The following is a 26,945-nucleotide window of genomic DNA, read 5'->3' on the forward strand; positions in this document are numbered from 1 at the left end:
TTCTCGCGTTGCCGGGTCGGCCCGGAGGGCGTACTCGTAGTAGTTGGCGCAACACCCTGCGGATGATGTTGAAAATTGAATGGAATAGGTCTACGGTCCTTCGTGTTGGCATCGTTGAACATTCAACAGATTCATCCCCGCGTCATCCCTGCACCATCCCCGCATCACTCCCGTCCCCTTTAGGAGCACGTCATGGGCATCTTCGGACGCAAGAGCGACGAGACCGACACCACCTCGGCACCCGCCGCCGTCAACCCCGACCTGGCCGCGCTGACCGGCGAGTACACCATCGACCCGTCGCACACCACGCTCGGCTTCACCGCCCGCCACGCGATGGTCACCAACGTCAAGGGCAAATTCCTCGACTTCACCGGCACGCTGCACCTGGACGGCAGTGACCCGGCCAAGTCCACCGCGTCCCTCGACATCAAGATGGACAGCATCGACACCGGTTCGCCGGACCGGGACGGTCACCTCAAGAGCGCGGACTTCTTCAAGACGGACGAGTTCCCCACGATGACCTTCCGCTCCACCTCGGCCGAAGCCCTGGGCGGCGACGACTACCGCGTCACCGGTGACCTGGAGATCCTCGGCACCACCAAGCCGATCACCATCGACCTGGAGTTCAACGGCGCGGCCAAGGACCCGTTCGGCAACGAGCGTGTCGGCTTCGAGGGCAAGGCCGAGATCCTGCGTTCCGAGTTCGGCCTCACCTGGAACGCGGCGCTGGAGACCGGTGGCGTCCTCGTCTCCGAGAAGATCAAGCTGAACTTCGACATCTCGGCGATCAAGAGCGCCTGAGCTTGAGCCAGACCGCCAGGTCCTCGATCTCGGCGTCCACGGCATCGGCGATGCTCCGGGTGAACTCCACGTCCTGATGGACGGCGTTCACCAGGAGCACGCCGGCCTTGCGGTCGGCGGTGGCGTCGAGCTTTCCGACGAGTTGGTCGCCGTAGAGGATCGGCAGGGCGAAGTAGCCCCAGCGGCGCTTCTCGGCCGGCTTGTACATCTCCAACTGGTAGTCGTAGCCAAAGAGTTCGGCGGTGCGCTTCCGGTCGTGGAGCAGCCGGTCGAAGGGTGAGAGCAGTGCGGCCCGCCCGCTGAACGGCCGTTCCAGGTACGCCGGATCGACCCGCCACTCCCCCTTCACCCCTTCTACGACGGCCGGTTCGCCGGCCTCGCCGACGACGGCGGGTTCGACCGGGAGTGCGGTGCCGGTGGCCCGGGCGATACCGAGCGCGCGCAGCCGCCGTTCGTTCCGCAGCCTGCGGGCTTCGTCGAGCGGTACGGCGGGTTCGTCCGGGTAGACGCGTGCGGCCAGGTCCCACAGCCGCTCCCGCCCCGCACGCCCCGCGATCGCGACCTCCCCCCTCAACACCATCAGCTCCAGCAGCTGGCTGACGTTGCGGTTGTGCGTCCACCCCGACGACTTCCACGGCACCGCACACGTGTCGGGCAACTCCCTTGAAGTGAGCGGCCCTTGATCGCCGAGCCGTTCCAGAACGTCCCGCCTGCACACGTCGTTGGCGACGACCCACTCGCGGTAGTGCTTCGACTCCCTCTCCCATACGGCCATGTCGGCGCGGTACAGCGCCAGGTCCTCGCTCGGGCGGATCATCGCCCGCAGTTCGAGGAGGGTCCGCTCCTTGAGCGCGGTGGCCAACTCGTCCGGTACGTACGACGAGCCGAGGCGGCTCCAGGCGACCAGGTCGGCGTTGGGGGCGATCGCTGCGATCGGGTCGATCTGAAGCAGGGTCAACTGCCTTACGACGGCGTGGAGTTCGGTGGGCCGATGGGCATCGAGGAGTTGGGCCTGGACGGCGATGCGGCGGGCTTGGGGGCGGGTCAGTTCATGCATGGGGGCTCCACTCGACGCGTTCGGTGAGGCGGTGTGCCCGTCTGTGCGACCACTCCCCACCGACGCGGATCACGGCGTTGCCCGGCCCACGGTGGGGGTAGGCGCCGATGTCGAGATCGGCCACCCCGGCGTCGGTCATCGGTTCCGCCGTCGTCCCGAGCGGTGCGCCCATCCGACGCGCGAGTTCCTCGACGCCGATGCCGCGGGCGAAGTGGACGTCCAGCATCCACCCGGAACTCGTCGTAGCGCCCACCATCCACTGAATGCCGTCCCCCACGTCCCGCCCCCCTTCCGCAACGAACAGACGTCCTGCCTGTGTCTGTTGACCCTAGGACGACCCACTGACATCCCGGGCACTATGGGTACGACGGGGGGTGGGGCGAGTGGGCGACGGGGATTACTTCGGCTTTCGGGGCGGCACGTTCCACGGGCCCGTGACGGGGAAATCGGAGTCCCCGCGTGCGGCGCCCTCCCCCACGGCGCTGTCCGCGCTGCCTGCCGCCCCCGCCGTCTTCACTGGTCGTGACGACGAGGTGGCCGAGCTGTTGGGTGCGCTCGATCCTGGGGTCGGCGGGGGTTCCGAGTCCGTCGCCATCTCCGCCGTCTCGGGGCTCGGCGGTGTCGGTAAGACCGCGCTGGCGTTGCGTGTGGCGCATGTGGCTCGGGCGCGGGGGTGGTTCTCCGGGGGCGCGTTGTTCGTCGATCTGCGGGGGTACGACGACGTTCCGGTGACGGCGGATCAGGCGGTGCTGGCGTTGTTGCGGGCGCTGGGGGTGGGGGATGCGGATCTGCCGCCTACGGCTGATGAGCAGTACGCGTGGTATCGGGGCGAGTTGGGTTCCCGTGAGCCTGTGCTGATCCTTCTGGACAACGCCTCTGACCCGGCTCAGATCGTTCCGCTGCTGCCGGGGGGAAGGGGGCGGGCATCGGGTTCTGGTGACGTCTCGGGAGGTCCAGGACTCGCTTCCGGTACGGCAGTTCAGGGTTGACGCGTTGTCGCCAGACGCGTCGCGAGAGTTGGTGGACCGGTCGCTACGGCGGTTCGACCCCGGTGATCGTCGGGTTGCGGATGAGCCCGATGCCGTACGCCGACTCACCGAGCTGTGCGGTCACTTGCCCCTTGCCCTGCTGATCGTGTCGGCGTTGCTACGGCGGCGTCGGCAGCGGCCGGTCTCCAAGCTGGTGGGTGAGCTGCGGGCGGCCGAGGATCGGGCACGGGCATTGCGGGCGAAGGGGGTTGATCAGTACGGCAAGGAACTGAGGCTACGTCCCGTGTTCGACGTGATGTACGCGCGGATGAAGCCTGAACTCGCCCGGGTTTTCGCGCTGTTGGGGCAAGCGCCCGGGGACGACATCGGGATGGGGACGGCAGTCAACCTGACCGGTCTGGCCCGGGAACACCTGGAGCCGCTCCTTGACGAACTGACCCTTCCTCACTCCTCACCGCGATTCAATGAACACCGCAGCACGGCAGCGCATGGCGTGGTTCAAGTCCAGCCACAGCAGCAACGAGGGCGGCAACTGCATCGAAGTCGCCGCCCACCCCGCCGCCGTCCACATCCGGGACTCCAAGATTCCCGCCGGTGGCATCCTCACCGTCTCACCCGGCACTTGGACGGAGTTCCTCGGTCAGGTCACGCGTCCCTCAGCCTGAACGCCGCTCCCCCGACCACCAACAACCCCACCGCATACGCCGCCAGCACCCCCAACCCCGGCCACGGAGCGATCGCCAGCCTCTCCAGGTTCTTCGTCGCCTGGATGGAGAGGGCCGCCGGCATGGGGGTCCAGCGTTGCAGACGGTGTTGCCAGGTCGGGGAGTTGACGAGGCGGGACAGGATCGGGATCACGTAGAGGACGCCCAGGCCCAGGGTGATCGCGCCGCCCGTGTCGCGGAGCAGGGTCGCCAGGGACAGGCCGAGCAGCGTGACCAGGACGAGGATCAGGATCGAACCTGCCGCCGCTCGGAGCGTCGCGCCGCCCGTGGGGGCCGGGAGGATCAGGCGGGACAGGCCCAGGGCGGACAGGACCGCCAGGGCTCCCGCCACCGCCGTCAGCAGGGACAGCGTGGCCGCCTTGGACGCCAGGACCCGCCACCTCCCCGGCATCGCCGTGAGCGTCGTGCGGATCGTGCCCGTGCTGTACTCCGCCCCCATCGACAGCACGCCCAGCACCAGGCACACCGACTGGCTCAACTGCACGCCCGTGAGGCTCAGTTTGACCGTGTCCTCGTGGCAGGCCGCCGGTGACGGGCACACCTGGGTCGTGAGCGACGAGGCCGCCGCCGCGCCGACCGCCGCCGTCAGGGCCACCGTTGCCGCCAGGAGCCACCAAGTGCTGGGCAGCGTACGGAGCTTGGTCCACTCGGCGTGGAGAGGATCGAACCACCTCATACGTCCCGCCTCCTCAGCGTCCAGGCCGCCAGCAGCAGGGCCGCCGCCGCGTAGGCCGCCAGGACCGCCAGGCCGTGGTATGGGGTGAGGGGGTAACAGCCGCTCTCCGGGAGGCAGTTGTGGTGGACCTGCGGGTAGTACGTGACCCCCTGCTGGATCGCGAAGGCCGCCGCCGGTGTCACCCTCAGCAGCCACTGCGCCGCGGGAAGCGGCAAGGCCACGGAGAGGATCTGCGGGAGGAGTACCAGGACCACCACCGTCGCGATCGTGCCCGCGCTGCTGCGCAGCACCACACCCACGGCGAGGGCCAGGACCGCGACCAGGGACAGCAGGACCGCGCTGCCTACGACCGCCCGCAGGGCCGGGTTCTCCAGGAGGGAGAGGTCGGGGAACGCGGGGGGCCTGAAGCCGTTCGAGCGCAGTGTCTTCTGCGCCAGGGTGAAACCGATTGCCGTAGCCAGCAGGCCTGTTGTGAAGGTGACGGCCGCGATCACCGTCGTCTTCGCCGCCAGCACCTTCAGGCGGGACGGCGTCGCCGTGAACGTCGTACGGATGAGGCCTCGTTTGTATTCGCTCGTCACGAAGAGCGTGCCCAGGGTGGCCATGAAGAGGAGGCCTACGAACACTCCCTGGAAGCTCATCTGGACCATGTCGGGGTTGTTCTCGTCGGGGGCGATGTCTCCCTGGCCGGTGAGGGTGTAGACGCCGGCCGGGGTCACCGTCGACGCGCCGGGCCGCGTGCTGCCCGGCGGGGCGTCGGGGGCGGGGGCACCTACGTCCGTGGCCGTCCAACCGCCCCCGCCCGACGTGCCCGTGAGGCTGAGGTGGTCGATGGTGCCGGTGGCCTGGCCGCTGCCCGCCACCGCGCTCGTGCCGCCGAAGGAACGGTGCACGACCTCACGGTTGGGAGCCGCCAGAAACACCCCCACCTGAACCGTCCTCCCCAGCCCGCCGACCCGCACCTCCCCAAGCCGGGTCCATTTCTCACCGTCTACCGACGCATAACCGGTTAGTTTTTCCCCCAGCCTTTTCAACCGGAGCCATTGCGGGGCCTTCGTCAGATCACTGCCGGGCCCCGCCATGTCGTGGGTGAAGTTCCACTGCATACGGACCCCGTGCGCGGGCGTCGCCAGCACCGCCGCGTACGGCGCCCCCTGCTTCAGGCTCGCCTTGACGATGATCCCGGCCTTGGTCCAGGGCTCCAGCGGCTGCCCGGAGGCGCTCTTCAACCCGGTGACGCGAGCCGTGACCGTGCCGTCGCCGCTCAACGGCCGGTGGACGAACCGGAAGGAGTCGTTGACGACCTCGCCCCCCGGCCCGAGCACAACCGGCGGCCCCCCACCGACAGTTGACCCACTGGCCCCCAACTGACAGACCACGACCACGACCACACCGGCGATCGCCAACACCGCCACCCAGACCCGCACCGTCCAGAACTTCGCCCACTCGGCCCGCAGCAACCGCCCGAAGCCGGCCCGGGCGGGATGGAGGGCGGAACGGTACGGAGGAATCGTCCTGGTCATCGTCACCGGGTCACCTCGTCTGCCTCTTCGGCGGGCGTGGACGTGAACTCGACCGCATCCCGGGTGAGTTCCATATAGGCCTCCTCCAACGAGGCCCGATGCGCGCCCACTTCGGCGAAGGGGACCCTGGCACCGGAGAGCAGTTCCACGACCCGTTCGGCGGAGAGACCGGTGACAGTCAGGATGTCGCGATCGACGACGGCAACCGTCCCGCCTTCCCGGGCGAGCAGTTCCATGGCTTCAGCCCGACTGCTCGTACGCAACCGCACCCGGTCACCTGAGGCCGCCGCGAGGAGATCGGCCACGGCGGTGTCGGCGATCAGACGGCCCCGCCCGATGACGACCAAGTGGTCGGCTGTGTCTTCGAGTTCGCTCATCAGATGACTGGAGACGAGGATCGCCCGCCCCTCGGAGGCGAGATGTCGCAGGAGGGTCCGGATCCACTGAATCCCCTCGGGATCAAGGCCGTTGACCGGCTCGTCGAGGAGGAGCACCGGAGGGTCGCCGAGCAACGCGACCGCCATACCGAGCCGTTGCCGCATCCCCAGGGAGTAGCCGCCCGCCCTCCTCCGCGAGGCGTCCCCCATCCCCACCTGTTCAAGCACCTCGTCCACCCGGCGCATGGACAGCCCGTGGGAGTGGGCCAGCCAACGGAGATGGTCGCGCCCCCGCCGGCTGGGGTGGAGGGCGGCGGCATCGAGGAGTGCACCGACCTCCAACAAGGGGGTACGCAGGGCGTGATAGGGACGGCCCCCGATCAACGCCTGCCCCTCATCGGGAGCATCCAGCCCCAACACAGCCCGCATGGTGGTGGACTTCCCGGCCCCGTTGGGCCCGACAAAGCCGGTCACCGACCCGGCCTCAACCCTGAAGGACAGCCCGTCAACCGCGACCGCCCGCCCGAACCGCTTCCGCAACTCCCGGACTTCGATGCTCACTTCGGCTACCTGACTCATGCTGAGCGAGGCTAGGGGCGACGAGCACCCCTCGTCGTCACGCGACAGAGGTCCCTCACGAGGGGGACGCCGACGAGGAGGGACGTCGGCACAATGACGGAGTGGGTGACAACAACAGCGAGGGCGTACGGGCGGTGAGGTCCCGATGGCAGACCGCCGAGGCCGGTACCCGCGCCCTGACCACGGGCGTCACTCTGGCCGTCCTCGCCGTCACCGAAGTCCTCGTCCGCAGCACCGACTTGGCCGGTGGCTTCGCCGCCCTGTTGCTGCTCGCCCTCGCCTCCACCCTCCCTCTCACCCTCGTCCTCGGCCCCGGACGCCTCGCCCGGACCTACGCCGCCCTCGCGCTCAGTGCCGCCTGCGTGCTCTCTCTCGTGCCCTTCGCTGGGCTCACCGTCGGCGGGGTCGTGGCCCAACTGGTGTGCGTGTACGTGCTGGGACGCGCCGGAACCACCCGGCTCGGCGGAGTCCTCGTCCTCCCCTACGTCGCGATCGCCCTCGGCAGCCACGAGGAACTGACCCGGATCGTCGCCGTCCTCGTCGCGACGCTTGCCTCCGCCGCCGCGGCGACCGGCATCGCCCATCACGTCCGCAGCACGGCACAGGCCCACAGCGCGACGGAACAGGCCTTCGCGGACACGCTCCTCGAACATGCCGCCCGGGGTGAACGGGCGCGGATCGCAAGGGAGTTGCATGATGTCGTGGCGCATCACATCTCGATGATCGCCGTTCAGGCCGAGACCGCCCGGCTCACCACTCCCGGACTTCCCGCGGAGGGCGCCCACCGGCTCCTCGCCATCGGCGACACCGCGCGCAGCGCCCTCACCGAGATGCGACGGCTGTTGGGCGTGTTGCGGGAGGACGCCGACACGGGAGTCCAGCGCCGCCCCCAGCCCGGCCTCGGCCAACTCCTGGACCTCATCGACGAGTCACGCGACGCGGCCGGCTCCCGCACCCGCCTCATCGTGAGCGGCCCCATCACCCCGCTGGACCCCGGCATCGAGGTCACCGCGTACCGGATCGTCCAGGAGGCCCTCACCAACGCCCGTCGGCACGCGCCGGGCGCGGCAGTGGACGTAGAACTCCAGTATGGGGAGCAGGACTTGGCGCTGCGTGTGCGTGACAACGGGCCGGGGGCCATCGCCGACCTCTCAGCCCTCTCCGGCCACGGTCTGCTCGGGATGCGCGAGCGTGCCGCGACGGTCGGGGGAACCCTGCGCATCGGCCCCGCTCCCGGCGGCGGGTTCCTGGTCGAGGCGCGGCTGCCCGTCAAGCCGGAGGAGACGGCGACGGAGGCGGAGGCGGAGGCGCTGCCATGAGTATCCGGATCGTCGTCGCCGACGACCACGAGATCGTCCGGTTCGGGTACGCCGGACTCCTCGCCACCCAGGCCGACTTCGCGGTCGTGGGCACGGCTCGCGACGGCGCCGAGGCGGTACGCGTCTGCCGGGAGGAGTCGCCCGACGTGGTGCTGATGGACGTACGCATGCCGGTCATGGACGGCATCGAGGCCACCGCGCGACTCCAGAACTGCCCTGCCGTACCAAGGGTGTTGGTGCTGACGACCTTCGACCTGGACGAGCATGTCTACGACGCGCTCGCTGCCGGTGCCAGCGGGTTCCTGCTGAAGGACGTGACCGCGGAACGGCTCTTCGAGGCGGTACGGGTCGTGGCCGCCGGTGAGGCGCTGCTCGCGCCCGGGATCACGCGGCGGCTGATCGCCGAGTTCGCGCGGATGCGGCCGAAGGCGCCCACACAGGGGAAGTTGGACGTCCTCACGCCGCGTGAGACCGACGTCCTGCGGCTGCTCGCGGAGGGGCTGTCCAACCCCGAACTCGCCGAACGGCTGCACGTGGGCGAGGAGACCGTGAAGACACACGTCAGCCGGATCCTGTCCAAGCTGGGGCTGCGGGATCGTACGCAGGCCGTGGTGATGGCCTACGAGACGGGACTCGTCGTGCCGAGGACCGGCTGACGGCGGCGGGCGCGCGGCACCGGCAGCAGCCACCACGCCGACGCCACCGACAGCACCGCCCCGACCGCGATCCCTTCGAGCCGGGTGGGCAACAGGCTCAGGGCGTCCTGGCCGAAGTAGCCGAGGAGGAGGGAGAGCGCGCAGGTCATTCCGGCGGCCCAGTAGGCGTAGTTGAGGGGGCGCAGCCACAACGCCACGGCGAGGACGGCGAACATCAGCGCCACGGCCGTGTGGCCGGTGACGCCGACCAGTGCGATGCCGGTGGCCAGCAGCGTGCCGACCGTGGCTCCGGCGAGGCGCTCGATTCCCTTGCGGAGTACGTCCGTTCGGCCTCGGTTGCCGCTCGCGGCGACGTACGCGGTCAGGACGACCCACGGCCAGTGGTCGTCGAAGAGGAGATGCCCGACGGTGAACGCGGCGGCGATTCCGGCCGCCATCTGGAGGGCCATGCGGGTGCTGGGGCGGGGGTGGAGGCGGGAGCGGCGCGGGGGTTGTTCGGGGCCGGGTTCCGCACGCCAGGCCGGGGGCCCGAACCGGTCGCCCAGCCCCTGCACCAGCCAGACCCCGGCACACGCGAGCGCCCCGACGAGCGCCGCCCAGCCCCAAGTGACCAGCCCGCTCTGCGCCTTGGCCGGCAGCGCGGGGCCTGGGACGACGAGGAGCGTCACGAGCGGGAGGGCAAGCAGGGTGCCTGCCTTGGTGGCGGCGGGGCCGTAGCGGCGGATCCAGATCGCCAGCGCCATGCCCGCCGTGAAGACGGTGGCGCCGAGCACGTAGTGGGAGCCGATCAGCCGCCCGACGAAGATCGAGGCACCGGCCGTGACGGGCAGCAGGACGAGCGCGGTGAGGCGGCGGCGGGTGTCGGCGGTGCGCTGAGTGTTGGCGAGGGTGAGGGTCAGCGCGACCGCGAGGACGAGCATGTCGGTGTGCAGCCCGGCGGCCCCCTCCAGTGAGAGGGCGGCGGCCCAGCAGAGCAGCACGGCGGTCATCGTCAGGGCCGCTTCGTACGCGTTGCGTATGAGTTTCAGGGTCACTTTCCTGAGGTTAGCGGGAGCTATGGCCTCTGAATAGTAAGTATCCGCGTACGATGCCCGGCATGGATCATCTCTCCGAGGCCGCCCGGATCCGTCGTGGCGTCGTACGGCTCAACCGGCGGCTGCGGCAGGAGCGCGGCAACGAGGCCGGGCTCACGCCGAACCAGCTGATCGTGCTCGGGCATCTGCACCGGCATCACTCCGCGACTCCGGGCGAGATCGCGGCGGCGGAGCGGCAGCGGCCGCAGTCTCTGACCCGGGTCTTCGGTGAGCTGGAGGCGGAGGGGTTGATCTCGCGTGCGGCGGACCCGGTCGACCGGCGTCAGTCCGTTCTCACGCTGACGGCCAAGGGGCATCGGGCGTTGGACCGGGACATGGGCGAGCGGGATGTGTGGTTGGCGGAGGCGTTGGCGTCGTTGAGCGCGACGGAGCGGGGGGTGTTGGAGTTGGCGGGGGTGTTGATGGAACGGCTCGCAGGTAGTTGATCGGCTGCGGGCCGGTGGGGGCTGGTCGCGCAGTTCCCCGCGCCCCTAAGGAAGTTGCCCCGGCCGGAGCTGGCACGCCCCGCCGCAGCAACGCGCCTTAGGGAGTTGCCCCGGCCCGGAGCTGCCACGTCCGCACAGCAACGCCCCTGAGGGAGTCGCCCCCGCCCGAGCTGGCACGCCCCGCCGCAGCAACGCCCCTGAGGGAGCCGTCCTGACCCGGAACTGCCACGTCCGCACGCAACGCCCCTGAGGGAGTCGTCCTCGCCCGGAACTGCCACGTCCGCACAGCAACGCCCCTGAGGGAGTCGCCCCCGCCCGAGCTGGCACGCCCCGCCACAGCAACGCGCCTTAGGGAATTGCCCCGGCCGGGGCTGCCTCGCATCGGCGCAGCAGGTTCCTGAGGTTTCTCTCCTTTAGAAGCCTCCGCCGAAGTCTCCGCCGCCGCCGTCTCCGCCGCCCCCGAAGTCCCCGCCCCCGCCGTCGCCGAAGCCGCCGCCGAAGTCACCCGGGTCGAAGTTCGCTCCGGAGACGTCGCCGCCGTTGTAGCCGGCGCTGCCGAAGTCGCCGTAGCCCGTGCCGTAGTCGGAGGCGTAGGACGGGGTGGACATCATGCTGCCGAGGACCGTGCCGACGAGGAGGCCGGGGAGGAGGCCGCCGCCGAAGTAGCCGCCCGCCCAGGGGCCGTAGGCGGGGCCGGCGTCCCAGTACGGGCGGCGGCCGTGGTCCGTGTCGACCTCGCGGATCATCGGGTCCCGGCCGTCGGCGAGGCGGGCCTGGTCGGCCGCGCAGACCGGGACCTCGCGGGGTGCGCCGCCGGGCGGGGTCCAGGTGGCGTCGGCGACCGACGGGCCGTGGCGCGGGTCGAAGAAGCAGGGGGCCCGGCGCTCGGGCAGGGGACGGCCCTCGCGCCGGGCGGCGAGCTGGGCGAGCGAGAAGCGGCCGTCCTCCAGGGCCTGGGTGACCGAACGGACGTCCTCCGGTTTCGTGGCCGCCGCCATGTACGACTTCGCCTGCTCGTAGGCGTCGAGGGCACGTTCGTAGTCCGCGCGCATCGCGTCGTCGGCGCCGGGTTCGGCCGGGTGGAATTCGAGGCGGTCCAGTTCCTCGCCGAACGCCGTGATGTCCTCGTCCACGACCACCCGTAGCCTGTCGAGCGCCGCCCGCTGTTCCTCCTCGCGGCGGCGACGGCCGCGCCTCACCAGCGTGTACGCCCCCGCGCCACCGGCCACCAGTACCCCGCCCGCGACGATCAGCGCCGTACCGGAGACTCCCCCGCCGCCGTCCGACGAGCCGCCCCAGGACGCGGGCGCCGAGCCTCCCATGCCGGCGAGCGCACGGTCGGTGAAGTCGGTGAGCTGGGTCGTCGCGTCCTCGCCCTGCACGCTGCTGACCAGGTTCTTCACGGCCGCGTTCGACAGGACGGAGGAGTCGGCGCGGGCGTCGAATCGGTCACCGAGGCGGACCGCGTAGAGGCCGGTGATGCCGGTCGCGGTACGGAGGTTCGTGAAGAGGTTCGCCGTCGGGTAGTCGGCGGGGAGGACCGTGATGAACACCGGCTTGTCCGCCTTCTCGATCCGCCGCGCGAGCGCGTCGGCGGACGACAGCCCGGAAGCCGCCGGGTCGACGTAGACGGGACCCTTGCGCAGGGCCTGCCCGATCGTCGAGACGCCGGTGTCCGCGGCGGCCGGGGACGCCATGGTCAGCGCGGCGAGCAGCAGGGCCAGCAGCAGCCCCGGGAGGCTTCGGGTCAGAGTCACGGCCTTCATGATTCGACGCTACCCGACACCGGCTCCCCAGGCCGGATCGGTTACGTGATGGGAAAGTCGAAACAGGTGTCCGGATGCGGTTCGGATTTCAGGCTGTAATGCCACCACTCGTTGTCATATGCGCTGAATCCGCAGGAATCCATGAGGGCGCGCAGGTGGTGACGGTTTTCCGTCTCCGCATACGTGATCCCTTTCGCTCCGTGGTGCGAGACGGAATCCATCAGGTCATGGCCCCCGCCCATGGGGGCCAGTTCACCGGTATCCAGACGGAACAGCGTCAAGTCGACCGTGCTGCCCCGACTGTGGCCCGACCTGGCGGCCACATATCCCCTCTCGAACATTCCGGCCCTGTCGATGTTCGGATAATGCCGGGGCTTGGTCCGGCCGTCCTCGGGCTGTCGTGACCAGCGCAGAAAGCAGTCCACGGCGCGTTGGGGGCGGTACCCGTCCCAGAGGAGCAGGCCGAAGCACAGGGTTTCGGCCTTCTGCTGCGCCGCTTCCAGAGCCGCGCACAGCGCCTTTGTGCCTACGATGCGATTGGCCAGGTATCCGTCCACCGGTTTGCCGGTGAAATTGTCCCAGGTGGCGTATTTGGCGTCCCAGCGTATTCCGGGTACATGCTCGTCCACGTAGACGAAGTCGTCGTTCATCGGCTTTCCCCGGCAGCGGCCAGCGCCGATGACACCAGTCGGTCGATCACCTCGGCGAGCGGAAATCCAGCGGCTGCCATCATTCTCGGGTAACGACTGTACGAGGTCATTCCGGGCAGGGTGTTGACCTCGTTGAGGACCACTTCCCCGTCCTCGGTGAGGAACATGTCCACCCGTGCGAGTCCCCTGCACCCCAAGGCGCGGTACACGGCCTTCGCCGTCTCCTGGACGCGTGTGCGCGACTCCGCCGGGATGTCGGCGGGGACGACCGCCGTCGCGTTCTCGGAACCGGTCTCGGGCTTGTCCTCCTGATGGATCCGGAAGAACCCGTGGGAGAGCGCGATGTGATCCAACTCGCCCACGACCAGGTCGAGTTCATTGCCCAGGACGGCACAGCCGATCTCGCTGCCGATGACCACCTCCTCGATCAGCACCTTCGTGTCGTACTGCCGGGCCGTGTCCACCGCGCCCGCCAGTTCCTCTTTCCGGGACACCTTGCCGACCCCGAACGACGAACCCGAACGAGCCGGCTTCACGAAGACGGGATAGGTGAGCCGGTCGGGGTCGATGTCGTCCTCCTCGCCCGTGACGGTCCAGAAATTCGGGGTGGCGATTCCCGCGCTTCCGGCGACGACGTAGGCGAGGGACTTGTCCATGCAGAGGGCGGAACTCGGGATGTCGCAGCCGACGTAAGGAAGGCCGGAGAGCTCCAACAAGCCCTGTATCGCGCCGTCTTCGCCGAGCGTGCCGTGCAGGACGGGCAGCACGACGTCCAGGCCGATCGTCTCGTATCGCCCCTGCTCCAGGATCAGCAGGCCTCGCACACTCCGGTCCGGTGACAGCACGGCCGTACGGCACCTGCCGTTCTCCCAGTCCTCGCCCGGCCTGTCGCAGAGCTTCCACGCACCGCTCTTCGTGATCCCGACATAGAACGGCTCGTACTTCTCCGTATCGAGGTTCCGCGCGATCTCCTGCGCGGACCTGACGGAGACGGGGTGTTCCTCGGAACACCCGCCGAACAGAACCGCGATCTTCGACCTAGCCATGCTGATCCCCGCTTTCGAATGCCAGACAGTTGGTGAGGGAGTTCTCGACCGTGTCCCTCAGGGCGTGGTCCGTGTAATAGGCGGTGTGCGGACTGATGAGCACATTCGGCAGCTCGTGCAGCCGCAACAACGTCTTGTTGTCGATGGGTTTGTTTCTGTGGTCGGCATAGAAGATCCCTTCCTCTCCTTCGAGGACGTCCAGCGCCGCACCGCCCAACCGGCCGCTCACCAGGGCCGTGACGAGGGCCTCGGTGTCGAGCAGCGGGCCGCGCCCGGTGTTGATGACGAACGCCCCGTCTCTCATCCGCTCGATACGCCGACGGTCGAGGAGATGGCGCGTGTCCGGGGTGAGCGGTGCGTGGAGCGTCACGATGTCGCTCAGCCGCAGCAACTCGTCCAGATCGAGGGTGGGACGACTGTCGTGGGCCAGTACTCGGCAGCCGAAACCCCGTAGCCGGTCCACAACCGCCGTGCCGATACGGCCCGTTCCGACGACCCCGACGGTCAGGTCGCGCAGTTCCTTTCCGCGCACCTCGTTCAACCTGTAGTCGTGTACGTCCGTGCGGCGGACCGTGGACCGTGCGTTGCGGATCGCCATCAGCATCAACATCACCGTGTAGTCGGCCACGCTGTCGGGCGAGTAGGCCGTGTTTCCGACGGACAGGCCCACACGGTTCGCGTAGCCCACGTCGATGTGGTCGCGACCGATGCTCCTCGTGGAGAGGTACGCCACGCCGGCTCGACTGAGCGCGAGCAGAACGGAGTTCGTGATCGGCGTTCTGTGGCTGACGCTGACACACCTGTTTCCGGAGGCCAGTTGAGTGTTCGCTTCGGACACCGGTGCCTGGGTGATGGTCGGGACGACACCGAAGCGGGGCGCCAACTCCCGGAACAGAGCGGCCTCGTCCGGCCCGCAGCCGTAGATCGTGATGCCCGTGTTCATCGGCCCCGCCGGCTCATGTAGAGGTCGAACGCCCGGTAGAGCAGCGGCCGCAACGGCAGGTCCCACTCCCCCGCGTACCGCACCGCCTGACCCCCGGTACCGACCTTGAACCGGACCAGCCCGACCTGCGGATCGTCCGCGTCGAGGGTGGGGGTGATGCCGCGCAGGTCGTAGACATCGCAGCCGGCGGCCAGCGCGTCGCGGATCATCGCCCACTGGCAGGCGTTGGAGCCGCGCACCTCGCGCTTCTCGGTGGAGGAGGCGCCGTAGGAGTACCAGGCGTGGGCGCCGACCCGGACCAGGATCGTGGCGGCGACCAAGTCGCCCTGGTGGTGGGCGAGACAGAGCTTGATCCGGTCGGGATCCTCGGCGCGCAGTGCCGCGAACATGGTCTCGAAGTAGCGCAGCGGGCGGGGCGTGAAGCGGTCGCGTCGCGCGGTGTGGACGTAGAGGTCGTGGAATGCCTTCAGGTCCTGACCGAACGAGTCCGGGGCCCCGGCTCCGGCCGTGCCCCCGATCGTGCCCCCGCCTACCGTGACTCCGCCGACTCTGACCTCGACTCCCGCCTTGGCCGCCTTCTTGAGGTTGCGGCGCCAGAGCTGGTTCATGCCCTTGAGGAGGTCGTCCTCCGTTCGTCCGGCCAGCGGGATCTCGTACTTGAACTGCGGATGCCCGACGCCGAAGCCGTCCTCCGGGTTCTGCGGCAGCCAGCCGGCGGCCCGGAGTCGGTCGGTCACACGGGTGCCGACCGGATCGGCCCACGCGGCGGACAGGTCGGTGAGCCGCCGGATGCCCGGGTCGGCGAGGCCCTCCTTCACCTGGGCCGCGCTCCAGATGTCCGTGCACACCGGTGGCCCGAGCCGGATCGCGAACGCGCCGTGTGCCTTGAGATAGGCCGCCAACGGGTCGAGCCACCGGTCGATGTCCCCGGTCCAGTCGATGACGGGGCCCTCGGGCAGGTACGCCAGCGTGCAGCGGTCCAGCTTCGGCACCGGACGGTGCAACACGAGCCCGGCGCCGACCAGTTGACGGCCGTCGTACCAACCGAGGGACTCGCTGCGCCACTCGGTCTTGACGCGGCCCCACGCCGGGGTCTGCAGGAAACTCACCGATCGCTGGGCGCGTACGAACGCCAAGTGCTCGGCGGAGCTGATCGGTTCGACGGCCAGACGACGCACGCCCGCGGCAACAGCCCCTGAGGGGTGGACGGTTCGGCTCACCAGCTGACCCGGGCCGCCACCGGCAGGTGATCGCTACCGGTCTCGGGCAGCACCCACGAACTCCGCGCCCGCACCCCCCGTACCAGGATCTGGTCGATCCGCGCGATCGGGAAGGACGCGGGCCAGGTGAGGCCGAAGCCGTTCCCGGCCGTCTCCTGGGCCGAGTTCAGCCGCGAGGTGAGGGCGTGGAACGCGCGGTCGTCCGTGGTGCCGTTCAGGTCGCCGAGCAGCACCACCCGCTGGTTCGGCTCGGCGGTGATCGCCTTGGCGAGCGCGTCCGCGCCGAAGTCGCGCGAGACCGTCCAGAAGCCGTCCCTGGGCGTCACCCGCACGGACCCCAGGTGCGCGACGTACACCGCCAGCGGCCCGCGGGCCGTGGCCACCGTCGTGCGCAGCGCCCGGACCTCGTCCGCCGCCTCCGCCTTCGACTCGGCCGGCTTGGTCCTCGCCAGCGGCCCGACATCACCCCGTACGACGTTCACCGGCCGCGTGTCCGACAGCGGCAGCCTGCTCCAGAGCCCGACCGTGCCCCGCACCACGTGGTACGGGTACGCCTTCGCGAGCCCCTTCCCGTACGTGCCCCGGGCCTGATCGGTCAGCTCCTCCAGTGCGAGCAGGTCCGCGCCGGAGGCGGCCAGTCGGCGGGCGGTGCCGGTCGGGTCGGGGTTGCCGGCGTCGACGTTGTGGCTGACCACGGTGAGGTCGCCGCCCGGGTGGGACCTGTCGGTGAGCGGCCCGCCGAAGAGGCTCAGCCAGACCGTGACCGGCAGCACCAGCGCGACCACGGCGGAGGCGGACCGGCGCCACAGCGCTCCGGCCAGCAGCACCGGCACGAACGCGCCGAACCACGGCAGGAGGCTCTCCACCAGGCTGCCGATGCCCCCGACGCTCGGGATCCGGGCGTGCAGCGCCATGAGCAGCCCGAGCAGCAGGGCGAGCGTCGCGAGCACCGGGCCGCGTCTCCAGGGTTCGCGAGGAATCCGGAGGCTCGTTGTCCGGAGGCTCGTCGTTCGCCCCGGTGGCGGGGTCCGCGTCGGTGCCGGTGCCGGTGCCGGTGATGAAGTCGGCGTCGGTACTGGCGAGAGAGTCGGTGTCGGTGCTGGTGAAGGGGTTCGCGTCACGCCGTCAGTCAAGGCGGTCCGGTGTTGCCGGCGCGTATGGGGTTTTCGATACGCGGACGATATGGGCCGACTCCTACCATCGGACCCATGCGTGTGCTGATCGTCGAGGACGAGCCCTATCTGGCGGAGGCCATCCGCGACGGCCTGCGTCTGGCGGCGATCGCGGCCGACATCGCCGGTGACGGGAACACCGCGCTGGAGCTGCTGAGCGTCAACAGCTACGACATCGCCGTCCTCGACCGCGACATCCCCGGCCCCTCCGGCGACGAGGTCGCCCGCCGTATCGTCGCCTCCGGCAGCGGTATCCCGATCCTCATGCTGACCGCCGCCGACCGTCTCGACGACAAGACCACCGGGTTCGAACTCGGCGCCGACGACTACCTCACGAAACCCTTCGAACTCCAGGAACTCGCGCTCCGGCTGCGCGCGTTGGACCGCCGACGCGCCCACAGCCGGCCGCCCGTACGGGAGCTCGCGGGCCTGCGCGTCGACCCGTTCCGCAGGGAGGTCTACCGGGACGGCCGCTATGTAGCGCTGACCAGGAAGCAGTTCGCCGTGCTGGACGTCCTCGTCGCCGCCGAGGGCGGAGTCGTCAGCGCCGAGGAACTCCTGGAGCGGGCCTGGGACGAGAACGCCGACCCGTTCACCAACGCCGTACGCATCACCGTCTCGGCGCTCCGCAAGCGGCTCGGCGAGCCCTGGATCATCGCCACCGTGCCGGGCGTCGGCTACCGCATCGACACGCGGCCGTCGGAGCAGTCGGAGCCCGACCATGAAGGGGAAGCCCATGGATAGAGCCCCCGGGATGAGCGTCCGGCTCAAACTCACCCTCAGCTATGCCGGGTTCCTCATGCTCGCCGGTGTCCTGCTGCTCGTCGCCGCGTGGACGTTCCTGACGCGGGTGTCCCACGTCGGGCTCATCATCCAGCCCGACTACACCCTGGCCGTGCTGCGCGCCTTCGCTCCGACCGCGGCCGTCACGCTGACGTTCCTGCTCGTGTTCGGTCTCGGCGGAGGATGGCTGCTCGCCGGCCGCATGCTCGCACCGCTGACCCGCATCACGGAGGCCACCCGGCTGGCCACGGACGGCTCGCTCTCCCACCGCATCCGGCTGCCGGGCCCCGAGGACGAGTTCCGCGAACTCGCCGACGCCTTCGACACGATGCTCGCCCGGCTCGAAGCCCACGTCGCCGAACAGCAGCGGTTCGCGGCCAACGCCTCCCACGAGCTGCGCACCCCGCTGGCGATCTCGAAGACCCTGCTCGACCTGGCCCGCGCCGACCCGGACCACGACACCGGCCGGATCATCGACCGCCTCCACACCGTCAACACCCGGGCGATCGACGCCACCGAGGCACTGCTCCTGCTCAGCCGCGCCAACCAACGCTCCTTCGCCCGGGAACCCGTCGACCTGTCCCTCCTGGCGGAAGAGGCCACCGAGACGCTCCTCCCCCTCGCCGAGAAGCACGGCGTCACCATCGAGACCGGCGGCGACATCACCCCCACCCGCGGCTCCCAGGCACTCCTGCTCCAACTGACCACGAACCTCGTGCAGAACGCGATCGTCCACAACCTCCCCGAGCGGGGCACCGTGTGGGTGACCACCGCCGTCGGCCCCAGGTCCGCGGTCCTCACGGTCGAGAACACCGGCGAACCGCTCACCCCGCACCAGGTCTCGACCCTCACCGAGCCCTTCCAGCGCGGCACCGAACGCGTCCACACCGACCACGCGGGAGTCGGCCTCGGCCTGGCGATCGCCAAGACCATCACCGGCGCCCACGACGGCACCCTCACACTGACCCCGCGCCCGGCCGGCGGCCTCCGCGTCACGGTGGAGCTACCGGCCAACCAGCCGCACCCCCCGCGCCGTTGAGGCCGCGGGGGGTGCGGAAACCACCGGAGAAGACGGGCTCTACGCCGCCCGGTACGCCTCCTCCAGCTTCTTCACAGCCGCCGCGTACTTCCCGGTCAGCAGCAGATGGTCCGCGTCGGCGAACGGCTTCGACACCGCCGCCGTGATGTTCTGGCCCACCTTCTGCTGGACGAGCAGCCGCGCCTTGCCGACGAGCGCCTTGCCGGTCTCCGCCGACCTGGCGTGCGCCGCCGCGTTCTCCAGCGTCTTCAAGGTGGCCGCGCCACCCGTCGGCGCCTTCGTCCCCGTCGTCAGACCCCAGCCGTACGGGAACTGCGGATCGTACGACGTGTCACCCACGTTGATCGGGAGCTGGGCCTCCGACTTCGGCCAGGTGACCGGGAGTTGACCGGTGAAGGACCGCTTGCCGTAGAGCACGTCGGCCACACCGTCGCCCTCGGTGCCCGGGAGCCAGGAGGCCACCAGGGCGTCGACCTTGGGGAGCCGGTCCCCGATCAGCTGCGGGCGCCCGGAGACGATCAGCACCGCGCACTTCATCGCCGCGCACACCTTGTCCACAGCTGCCTGGTCGGCCGGGGTGAGGGTCAGGTCGTTGCCGTTGCCGACATCGCCCACGCCCTCGGCGTACGGGGTCTCGCCGACGACGACCACACCCACGTCATAACCACTCGTGGAGGCGGAGGCGTCCTTCGAGTACGTGACGTTCCCGCCGGCGTTCTTCATCCCCTGGAGGATCGTCGTGCCGGTGGTGTTCGTACCGGACGAGCCCTGCCAGGTGATGGTCCAGCCACCGGTCTGGTTGCCGAGGTCGTCGGCGTTGGAACCGGCGACGTAGACCTTCTGGTTCTTCTTCAACGGCAGGACGCCACCCGCGTTCTTCAGCAGCACCTGCGACTCGGCCGCCGCCTGCCGGGCCACGGCCCGGTGCGAGGTCGAGCCGATCTTCGAGGCGTTGCTCGTGTCGGCGTACGGCTTCTCGAAGAGGCCGAGCTTGAACTTCTGGGTGAGGATCCGCGATACGGCGTCGTCGATCCGCTTCTCGGTGACGTGGCCCGCCTTCACCTCGGCGATGAGCGTCGAGCTGAAGTCCTTGTAGCTGTACGGGACCATCATCATGTCGACGCCCGCGTTGACCGCCGTGTCGACGTGCGAGGCGTAGTCGCCGGGGAGTTGGTCGATGGCGTTCCAGTCGCTGATGACGAAGCCGTCGAAGCCCATCCGGTTCTTGAGGACGCCGTTGATCATGTCGGCGCGGGCGTGCATCTTCACCGGGCCCAGTCCGTCGCCGACGATGTCGAGCGAGGAGTAGGACGGCATGACCGTGCCGATGCCCCGGTCCACCGCCGTCTGGTACGGCGCCAGGTGGATGGCTTCCAGCTGCTGGCGGGTGACCGTGGTGACGCCCTGGTCGATCGTGTACGTGCCCGTCGTGGAGGAGCCGTACGCGGTGCCGCCGTCGCCGACGAAGTGCTTGGCGGTGGCCAGGACCTTGTCGTCGTCCTTCAACTGCTTGCCGTTCGCGGCGCCTTGGAGACCCTGGATCACCGTCTCCATGGACTGCACGAGCGCCGGGTCCTCGCCGAAGGACTCGTAGGAGCGGCCCCAGCGTTCGTCACGGGTGACGCAGAGGCAGGGTGCGAAGTCCCACGGCACACCGGTCGAGCGGACCTCACTGGCCGTCACCGCACCGGTCCTCTGGGCGAGTTGGGGGTCGCGGGTCGCGCCGATGCCGATGTTGTGCGGCATGATCGTGGCACCGGCCAGGTTGTTGTGGCCGTGCACCGCGTCGACGCCGTAGATCAGCGGGATCTGGAACCGCGTTGCCTGCGCCCGGAGTTGGAACGAGTCGATCATCTTCGCCCAGGCGGCTGCCGTGTTGGGCGTCGGGGTGGAGCCGCCGCCGGAGAGCAGCGAGCCGAGGTCGTAGGTGGCGACGTCGGCGCCGGTGCCCACGCCGCCGCGCTCGGCCTGGGTCATCTGCCCGGCCTTCTCCTCCAGCGACATGCGCTTGACGAGGTCGGCGACGCGCTTCTTGATGGGCAACTTGCTGTCCAGGTACGGCAGTCCGTGCGCGTCGACGACGACCTGCGGGTTCTCGGTCGGGGCCTTGGCGCCGGTGACCGTGAGCTTCAGCGGGATCGTCTCGGCGTTCTCGGCCGACTTGTCCTTGAGCGTGCGGACCTTGACGGTCCGGGTGGCCCCGGACGCGGTGCCCGCCGGGAAGGTGAGCGTGCCGGCGACCGGGGTGTAGTCCTTGCCGGAGGTGGCGGTGCCGCCGTCGGACGCGTAGGCGACGGTCACCGGGTCGTCCAGCGGGACCGCGCCGGTGGTGGAGACGGTGACCCTGACCGCGGCCGTACCGCCCTCCTTGACCGGGTAGACGGCCGAGTCGGTGGTGACGGAGGCGCGCAGGGACTGGTCGGCCTTGCCGTACAACTCGACGTCGTCCATGGCGAATTGGCCGTGTGGCACACCGACCGGCAGGGTGACCGCGTAGCCCCACATCTGGGTGAGGCCGAGGACGTGGTCGATGCCGCCGACGGGCTGGTAGTCCGTGCGGTAGACGAAGTTCGTGAACGGGATCTCGATCTGCTTCCAGCCCGTGAAGTCGTCCGTGAAGGACGTCGTCCACAGCTCGGAGGCCTCGCCGTTCGCGCCGCCGTCCTTGATCTCGAAGTTGGTGGCCTTGCCGGTGTTCTGGCCGTCCCACCAGAAGCGGATGCCCTGGTGCGCGGACCAGTCGTGGCCGGGTTCGGTCGCGGCGTAGTCGTGGGTGAAGCCGCCGTAGCCGCTGATGTCGTACGTCCCGGAAAGAACCTTCGCGCCCTCGGGGGCGTCGGGTCTCGCGGTCAGGGCGAGCTGGGGCGGGTCGTCGGTGTCACCGCCCCAGGTGAAGATGCCCTCGGCGGGCTGGCTCGCGAAGGGCACCTCGCCCTCGAAGCGGTCGACGGGCGTGGGGGCTGGATCGGCGGCGGCGGCCGCCTGGGAGACGGCGGCCGGTGACAGCAGCGCGGCGCACAGGGCGGTGGAAACGAGCAGGGCGGTTCTTGGCATGGACCTTCCCTCGGCTCTGGAGCTCTGGTTCACTCTGGGTTCGCACAGTTCACTCATGACTTAGATCACGCCGTGAGTTAACTAACGGCCCGCAGACCCGTCAAGACATCTCGTCAGGAAGGGCTAACGCATCCATGTCCAGGAGAACCCCCCGCACGGCCCGGCTGCTGCTCGCCGGACTGCTCTCCGTGGCCGGCTTCACCGCGGCCGTACCCCCCGCACACGCGGCCGGTGAACAGGTCACGGCCTGGCTCACCACCACCGACGACGCCGCCGGACGCCATGTCACCCGGGGCCTCCAGGCCCAGACGCCGTTCGCCTTCTCGTCCGGGACGGGCGGCAGCGGCGAGAACATCACCGTCGACGAGAACACCCGCTACCAGACCTTCACCGGGGGCGGCGCGTCCTTCACGGACACGGCGGCCTGGCTGATGAACAGCAGCGGCGCGCTGTCGACGGCGACGCGGAACGCGACCATGACCAAGCTGTTCTCGCCGACCGACGGCATCGGGCTGTCGTTCCTGCGCAACCCGATGGGCGCCTCGGACCTGGCCCGCTACGGCTACTCGTACGACGACGTGGCGGCCGGCCAGACCGACCCGAACCTCAACTCCTTCTCGATCGCGCACGACCTGGCCGATGTCGTGCCGCTCACCAAGCAGGCGCTCGGACTGAACCCCTCTCTGACTGTCATGGCCTCGCCATGGACGGCACCGGCGTGGATGAAGGACAGCGGTTCGCTCAACGGGGGCTGGCTGAAGTCCGAGGACTACGGCGCCTACGCCAACTACTTCGTCAAGTACCTCCAGGCGTACAAGGACCAGGGCGTTCCGGTCTCGTACGTGACCGTCCAGAACGAGCCGACCTGCTGCTCCGGCTACCCGTCGATGAGCTGGAACGCGTCCGGCCTCGCCTACTTCACGAAGAGCGAGCTGCTGCCGAAGCTCAACGCGTCCGGCCTGACGACGAAGGTGCTGGCGCACGACTGGAACTGGGACGTGTACGACTCGTACGCGGCCTCGACGGTGGACGACGCGGCCGTCCGCTCGAACCCCAACTTCGGCGGGATCGCCTGGCACGGCTACGGCGGTGACGTCACCAAGCAGACCACCGTCCACAACCAGTACCCCACGCTCGACGCCTTCGGCACCGAGCACTCCGGCGGCACCTGGATCGCCAACCAGCAGCGCGAGGACATGAGCAACATCATCGACTACACCCGCAACTGGGCGAAGTCGGTGACCAAGTGGTCGCTCGCCGTGGACCAGAACATGGGCCCGCACAACGGCGGTTGCGGCACCTGCACCGGTCTGATCACCGTGCACAACGGCGACGGCGCGAGCGGGACCGTCGACTACACCGTCGAGTACTACACGATGGGCCAGCTGACGAAGTTCGTCCGCCCCGGCGCCCAGCGGATCGCGTCCACGGCGTCCACGAACGTCCCCAACGTGGCATGGCGCAACCCGGACGGCTCGAAGGCACTGATCGCCTACAACGACGCGTCCACGGCGAAGACGGTGACCATCAACTGGGGTGGCCAGCACGCGACTTACTCCCTCCCCGGCAAGACGTCCGCCACGTTCACCTGGGCGGGCACGCAGGCCGGCGGCGGCAGCCAGACCGGCGCGTTCGTCGGCCTCGGGAGCAAGTGCCTCGACGTGGCCGGGGGTTCGACCACCAACGGCACGGCCGTGCAGCTCTACGACTGCAACTCCTCGACCGCCCAGCAGTGGACCGTGGGCACCGACGGCACGGTCCGCTCCCTCGGCAAGTGCCTCGACGTGACGTCGGCCTCGACCGCCGACGGGGCGAAGATCCAGTTGTACGACTGCAACGGAACCGCCGCGCAACAGTGGTCGTACAACGCGACCACCGGTGATGTGGTGAACACGGCGGCCAACAAGTGCCTTGACGTGACGGGCAATACGTCCGCGAACGGGACTCGGGCGCAGATCTGGACGTGCACGGGGGCCGCGAACCAGAAGTGGCATCTGCAGTAGTTTTTCGCCCCCGCCGCCCCTACCCGTCCCATCCTTCTGGGGCTCCGCCCCAGGCCCCGCTCCTCAAACGCCGGAAGGGCTGAATTCCAGCCCCTCCGGCGTTCGGCTCTCCTACTCCGCCGGCTCGACTCCCGCGCGCAGCAGGCCGTATGTGTACGCGTCCTCCAGTGCCTGCCACGACGCGGCGATGACGTTCTCGGCGACGCCGACCGTCGACCACTCCGCCGAACCGTCGGACGTGGCGATCAGGACGCGGGTCGTGGAGGACGTGCCGTGCTTGCCCTCCAGGATGCGGACCTTGTAGTCGACGAGCTCCAGCTTGGCGAGTTGGGGGTAGATCTTTTCGAGGGCTACGCGGAGGGCGCGGTCCAGGGCGTGGACCGGGCCGTTGCCCTCGGCGGTGGCGACGATGCGCTCGCCCTTGGCGAAGAGCTTGACCGTGGCCTCGTTGGCGTGGGTGCCGTCGGGGCGGTCCTCCACGATCGCGCGCCAGGACTCGACATCGAAGTAGGAGCGGGCCTTGCCCTCCGCCTCCGCGCGGAGGAGGAGTTCGAACGACGCGTCCGCCGCCTCGTACGTGTAGCCCTTGAGTTCGCGTTCCTTGACCCGGTCCACGACCCTGCCCACCAGCTCGCGGTCGCCGCTGATGTCTACGCCGAGTTCCTTGCCCTTGAGTTCGATCGACGCGCGGCCCGCCATGTCGGAGACCAGCATCCGCATGGTGTTGCCGACCTGCTCGGGGTCGATGTGCTGGTACAGGTCGGGGTCGACCTTGATCGCGGAGGCGTGCAGGCCCGCCTTGTGGGCGAAGGCCGAGACGCCGACGTAGGGCTGGTGCGTGGACGGGGTGAGGTTCACGACCTCGGCGATCGCGTGCGAGATGCGGGTCATCTCGCGGAGCTTGCCGTCGGGGAGGACCTTCTTGCCGTACTTCAGCTCCAGGGCGGCGACCACCGGGAACAGGTTGGCGTTGCCTACGCGCTCGCCGTAGCCGTTCGCCGTGCACTGGACGTGGGTCGCGCCCGCGTCGACGGCGGCGAGGGTGTTGGCGACCGCGCAGCCCGTGTCGTCCTGGGTGTGGATGCCGAGCCGGGCGCCGGTGTCGGCGAGGACCGTGGAGACGACCGCCTGGATCTGCGCCGGGAGCATCCCGCCGTTGGTGTCGCAGAGGATGACGACGGACGCGCCGGCCTCGGCGGCGGACCGTACGACCGCCTTCGCGTACTCGGGGTTGGCGCGGTAGCCGTCGAAGAAGTGCTCGCAGTCGACGAAGACGCGGCGGCCCTGGGCGACCAGATGGGAGACGGTGTCACGGACCATCGCCAGGTTCTCGTCGAGGGTGGTGCGCAGAGCCAGTTCGACATGGCGGTCGTGGGACTTCGCGACGAGGCAGATGACCTCGGTGCCGGCGTCCAGGAGCGCCTTGACCTGCGGGTCCTCGCTCGCCTTCGCGCCCGCCCGCCGGGTCGCGCCGAAGGCGACCAGCTGGGCGTGCTTGAAGTCGATCTCCTGCCGGGCGCGGGCGAAGAACTCGGTGTCCCGCGGATTGGCCCCGGGCCAGCCGCCCTCGATGAAGCCGACGCCGAAGTCGTCCAGGTGCCGTGCGATGGCCAGCTTGTCCGCGACGGTGAGGTTGATGCCCTCCCGCTGCGCGCCGTCACGCAGGGTCGTGTCGAAGACGTGGAACGAATCGTCGAGTTCGCTGGTTTCCGTCATGGTCTCTGGCTCCTGAGGATCTGAATCTCGGTCTGTACCGGAATGACCGGCTCCACCGTCCCTCAATGATCCCTCGCACTGCTTTCCCGGCTGAAGGTGGGCCAGAAAAGCGAAAAACCCCTCGCGGGTGCGAGAGGTCTGCGCGCGGGTCGAGTGACGACGGTGGCCGCCCGTACCTGGTCGTACGAGGCGGTCACTGCGGACCGGCGCGCCTGCTGCCAATAATCGTGGCGAACGAGAACACGGACGCAGTCTGGCATACCCCGCGTCCGTGGTCACCGTCCGTCTCATGATGCGAACGGTCGGTTGATCAACTCGCCCGGCGGACGAAGACGTCCGACACCCCGTTGGTGTCGCCCGGCACCAGGTACGACACCGCCGAGTCGATCGCGGTCACGGCGCCGGTCTTCAGGTTCTTCACCCGCAGGCACGGGAAGTAGTCCGCGCAGCCGAAGCTCGGCGCGGTCGACGTGAACGCGACGGAACGGCCGTCGGCGGCTGCGCTGACCCGTTGCGCACCGGGCGGCCGGTGCGGTGCCGCGTCGGCCGGGACGGCGGCGGCATTCAGCGCGAGGAGCGGAGCGGCCCCCAAGGACATGCCGACGGTGCGTCTGGACATCAACACGGCTTCCCCGGTCCCGCACCGGGACTCACGGGGATGCAAGCGCACCGGGTTCCACAGGGTCAATCGGTCGTACTGCGTACAACCGGGATGGAAGGTCACGCGTCCGCGAGAAGCCCCTCGTCCAGGAACTCCCGTACGTGGCCGAGAACTTGCGCCCGGTCCGTGCCCCGCAGCCCGATCGCCACATGGATGGAGAAGCCGTCGAGGAGAGCGCGCAGCCGGGCGGCGAACCGGTCCGGGTCGACGGCCCGGAACTCACCCCGGGAGACACCCTCCGCGATCAGCGCGACCAGGTCGCGGTGCCAGACGCCCTCGATGGCGGCCTGCCGGTCGCGGGCGTCGTCGGCGGCGTTCTGCGAGCGGTTCCAGACCTCCAGCCACAGGGTCCAGTGCGGGTCGCGGTGGCCGTCCGGGACGTACAGGTCGACGTACGCGTCGACGCGCTCGCGGGCCGTGGCCGTGCTGCGGGTGAGCAGGCGTCCGCGCTCGGCGCCGAGCCTGCCCTCACTCCATTCCAGGGCCTGGAGGAGGAGTTCGTCCTTGGAGTGGAAGTAGTAGAGGAGATGGCCGCTGCTCATGCCGACCTCGCGGCCGAGCGCCGCCATGGTGAGCTGCTCCAGACCGCGTTCGGCGATCATGCCCATGGCGGCGGCGAGGACGTCCTCGCGCGGCGGCGCGTTCTTCCGCGCACCGGCCATTCCCGTCTC

25 protein-coding genes are annotated in these 26,945 nt (G+C 69.6%); 9 read left to right on the forward strand and 16 right to left on the reverse strand.

Annotation, left to right across the window (positions count from 1 at the left end; translation table 11 throughout):
* The first annotated feature begins 192 nt into the window (after window positions 1-192).
* Window positions 193-801, forward strand: a complete 609-nt coding sequence (locus OG226_RS16200) for a YceI family protein (RefSeq protein WP_328678732.1) — start codon at window positions 193-195, stop codon at window positions 799-801.
* Here OG226_RS16200 and OG226_RS16205 read toward each other — a convergent pair.
* The gene (locus tag OG226_RS16205) at window positions 788-1,858 is read right to left on the reverse strand and encodes a DNA glycosylase AlkZ-like family protein (protein ID WP_328678735.1); all 1,071 of its coding nucleotides are present in this window, start codon (window positions 1,856-1,858) and stop codon (window positions 788-790) included. The genes OG226_RS16200 and OG226_RS16205 overlap by 14 nt on opposite strands.
* The gene (locus tag OG226_RS16210) at window positions 1,851-2,135 is read right to left on the reverse strand and encodes a hypothetical protein (protein ID WP_328678737.1); all 285 of its coding nucleotides are present in this window, start codon (window positions 2,133-2,135) and stop codon (window positions 1,851-1,853) included. The genes OG226_RS16205 and OG226_RS16210 overlap by 8 nt, the downstream gene beginning before the upstream one ends.
* Window positions 2,136-2,292: 157 nt before the next feature.
* Between OG226_RS16210 and OG226_RS16215 the strand changes: the two genes are divergently transcribed.
* Window positions 2,293-2,847, forward strand: a complete 555-nt coding sequence (locus OG226_RS16215; protein ID WP_328678740.1) for an ATP-binding protein — start codon at window positions 2,293-2,295, stop codon at window positions 2,845-2,847.
* A gap of 464 nt (window positions 2,848-3,311) precedes the next feature.
* A complete protein-coding gene (locus OG226_RS16220) occupies window positions 3,312-3,512 on the forward strand; it encodes a DUF397 domain-containing protein (protein ID WP_328678741.1) in 201 nt (66 codons plus the stop codon).
* On the opposite strand, the gene OG226_RS16225 is transcribed toward OG226_RS16220, so the two are convergent.
* From OG226_RS16225 to OG226_RS16235, 3 genes are read right to left on the reverse strand one after another with little or no spacing between them, the layout of a single operon-like run.
* Window positions 3,493-4,248, reverse strand: a complete 756-nt coding sequence (locus OG226_RS16225) for an ABC transporter permease (protein ID WP_329349297.1) — start codon at window positions 4,246-4,248, stop codon at window positions 3,493-3,495. The genes OG226_RS16220 and OG226_RS16225 overlap by 20 nt on opposite strands.
* Window positions 4,245-5,771, reverse strand: a complete 1,527-nt coding sequence (locus OG226_RS16230) for a hypothetical protein (protein WP_329349298.1) — start codon at window positions 5,769-5,771, stop codon at window positions 4,245-4,247. Before OG226_RS16230 ends, OG226_RS16225 begins: the two co-directional genes overlap by 4 nt.
* A 2-nt stretch (window positions 5,772-5,773) precedes the next feature.
* On the reverse strand, window positions 5,774-6,727 hold the full coding sequence (locus OG226_RS16235) for an ABC transporter ATP-binding protein (RefSeq protein WP_329349299.1): 954 nt from the start codon (window positions 6,725-6,727) through the stop codon (window positions 5,774-5,776).
* A 134-nt stretch (window positions 6,728-6,861) separates the two neighbouring features.
* Between OG226_RS16235 and OG226_RS16240 the strand changes: the two genes are divergently transcribed.
* Together OG226_RS16240 and OG226_RS16245 are read left to right on the forward strand one after the other, a co-directional pair.
* Window positions 6,862-8,046 carry a sensor histidine kinase gene (locus OG226_RS16240; protein ID WP_443066996.1) on the forward strand — a complete coding sequence of 395 codons (1,185 nt, stop codon included), beginning with the start codon at window positions 6,862-6,864 and terminating at the stop codon, window positions 8,044-8,046.
* Window positions 8,043-8,702, forward strand: coding sequence for a response regulator transcription factor (locus OG226_RS16245; protein WP_329349300.1), 660 nt, complete (start codon window positions 8,043-8,045; stop codon window positions 8,700-8,702). Before OG226_RS16240 ends, OG226_RS16245 begins: the two co-directional genes overlap by 4 nt.
* Here the strand turns inward: OG226_RS16245 and OG226_RS16250 are convergent.
* A complete protein-coding gene (locus OG226_RS16250) occupies window positions 8,666-9,736 on the reverse strand; it encodes an FUSC family protein (protein ID WP_329349301.1) in 1,071 nt (356 codons plus the stop codon). The genes OG226_RS16245 and OG226_RS16250 overlap by 37 nt on opposite strands.
* Window positions 9,737-9,798: 62 nt before the next feature.
* Here OG226_RS16250 and OG226_RS16255 point away from each other — a divergent pair, with 62 nt between their 5' ends.
* Window positions 9,799-10,221 carry a MarR family winged helix-turn-helix transcriptional regulator gene (locus OG226_RS16255; RefSeq protein ID WP_329349302.1) on the forward strand — a complete coding sequence of 141 codons (423 nt, stop codon included), beginning with the start codon at window positions 9,799-9,801 and terminating at the stop codon, window positions 10,219-10,221.
* 413 nt (window positions 10,222-10,634) lie between these two features.
* Here OG226_RS16255 and OG226_RS16260 read toward each other — a convergent pair whose 3' ends face one another.
* The 6 genes from OG226_RS16260 to OG226_RS16285 are packed head-to-tail and all read right to left on the reverse strand — an operon-like array spanning window position 10,635 to window position 16,826.
* A complete protein-coding gene (locus OG226_RS16260; RefSeq protein WP_329349303.1) occupies window positions 10,635-11,987 on the reverse strand; it encodes a hypothetical protein in 1,353 nt (450 codons plus the stop codon).
* A 41-nt stretch (window positions 11,988-12,028) separates the two neighbouring features.
* Window positions 12,029-12,637: a D-Ala-D-Ala dipeptidase VanX gene (gene vanX / locus OG226_RS16265; protein WP_329349304.1), complete on the reverse strand. Its 609-nt coding sequence runs from the start codon at window positions 12,635-12,637 to the stop codon at window positions 12,029-12,031.
* Window positions 12,634-13,683 (reverse strand): D-alanine--(R)-lactate ligase, encoded by a 1,050-nt coding sequence (vanA, locus tag OG226_RS16270; protein WP_329349305.1) that lies wholly within the window; start codon window positions 13,681-13,683, stop codon window positions 12,634-12,636. Before vanA ends, vanX begins: the two co-directional genes overlap by 4 nt.
* On the reverse strand, window positions 13,676-14,626 hold the full coding sequence (locus OG226_RS16275) for a D-isomer specific 2-hydroxyacid dehydrogenase family protein (protein ID WP_328678758.1): 951 nt from the start codon (window positions 14,624-14,626) through the stop codon (window positions 13,676-13,678). Before OG226_RS16275 ends, vanA begins: the two co-directional genes overlap by 8 nt.
* Entirely contained in the window at window positions 14,623-15,846 is a 1,224-nt protein-coding gene (locus tag OG226_RS16280; protein WP_443066891.1) for a lipid II:glycine glycyltransferase FemX, read from the reverse strand. Before OG226_RS16280 ends, OG226_RS16275 begins: the two co-directional genes overlap by 4 nt.
* Window positions 15,843-16,826, reverse strand: a complete 984-nt coding sequence (locus tag OG226_RS16285) for an endonuclease/exonuclease/phosphatase family protein (RefSeq protein ID WP_328686327.1) — start codon at window positions 16,824-16,826, stop codon at window positions 15,843-15,845. The genes OG226_RS16280 and OG226_RS16285 overlap by 4 nt, the downstream gene beginning before the upstream one ends.
* Before the next feature lie 228 nt (window positions 16,827-17,054).
* Between OG226_RS16285 and OG226_RS16290 the strand changes: the two genes are divergently transcribed.
* Window positions 17,055-17,762: a response regulator transcription factor gene (locus OG226_RS16290; protein ID WP_329349306.1), complete on the forward strand. Its 708-nt coding sequence runs from the start codon at window positions 17,055-17,057 to the stop codon at window positions 17,760-17,762.
* A complete protein-coding gene (locus OG226_RS16295) occupies window positions 17,755-18,840 on the forward strand; it encodes a sensor histidine kinase (protein WP_329349307.1) in 1,086 nt (361 codons plus the stop codon). Before OG226_RS16290 ends, OG226_RS16295 begins: the two co-directional genes overlap by 8 nt.
* A 39-nt stretch (window positions 18,841-18,879) precedes the next feature.
* On the opposite strand, the gene OG226_RS16300 is transcribed toward OG226_RS16295, so the two are convergent.
* Window positions 18,880-21,894 carry a glycoside hydrolase family 3 protein gene (locus tag OG226_RS16300; RefSeq protein WP_329349308.1) on the reverse strand — a complete coding sequence of 1,005 codons (3,015 nt, stop codon included), beginning with the start codon at window positions 21,892-21,894 and terminating at the stop codon, window positions 18,880-18,882.
* 134 nt (window positions 21,895-22,028) lie between these two features.
* Between OG226_RS16300 and OG226_RS16305 the strand changes: the two genes are divergently transcribed.
* Window positions 22,029-23,897 carry a ricin-type beta-trefoil lectin domain protein gene (locus tag OG226_RS16305; RefSeq protein ID WP_328678766.1) on the forward strand — a complete coding sequence of 623 codons (1,869 nt, stop codon included), beginning with the start codon at window positions 22,029-22,031 and terminating at the stop codon, window positions 23,895-23,897.
* Window positions 23,898-24,008: 111 nt separating this feature from the next.
* Here the strand turns inward: OG226_RS16305 and cimA are convergent, their stop codons facing one another.
* From cimA to OG226_RS16320, 3 genes are all read right to left on the reverse strand, one after another.
* Window positions 24,009-25,613 carry a citramalate synthase gene (cimA, locus tag OG226_RS16310; RefSeq protein ID WP_328678768.1) on the reverse strand — a complete coding sequence of 535 codons (1,605 nt, stop codon included), beginning with the start codon at window positions 25,611-25,613 and terminating at the stop codon, window positions 24,009-24,011.
* A gap of 310 nt (window positions 25,614-25,923) precedes the next feature.
* Window positions 25,924-26,232 carry a hypothetical protein gene (locus OG226_RS16315; protein WP_329349309.1) on the reverse strand — a complete coding sequence of 103 codons (309 nt, stop codon included), beginning with the start codon at window positions 26,230-26,232 and terminating at the stop codon, window positions 25,924-25,926.
* 101 nt (window positions 26,233-26,333) lie between these two features.
* The gene (locus tag OG226_RS16320) at window positions 26,334-26,936 is read right to left on the reverse strand and encodes a TetR/AcrR family transcriptional regulator (protein ID WP_329349310.1); all 603 of its coding nucleotides are present in this window, start codon (window positions 26,934-26,936) and stop codon (window positions 26,334-26,336) included.
* Window positions 26,937-26,945: the final 9 nt, after the last annotated feature.

The sequence above is a fragment of the Streptomyces sp. NBC_01261 genome (assembly GCF_036226385.1).
Lineage (GTDB): Bacteria > Actinomycetota > Actinomycetes > Streptomycetales > Streptomycetaceae > Streptomyces.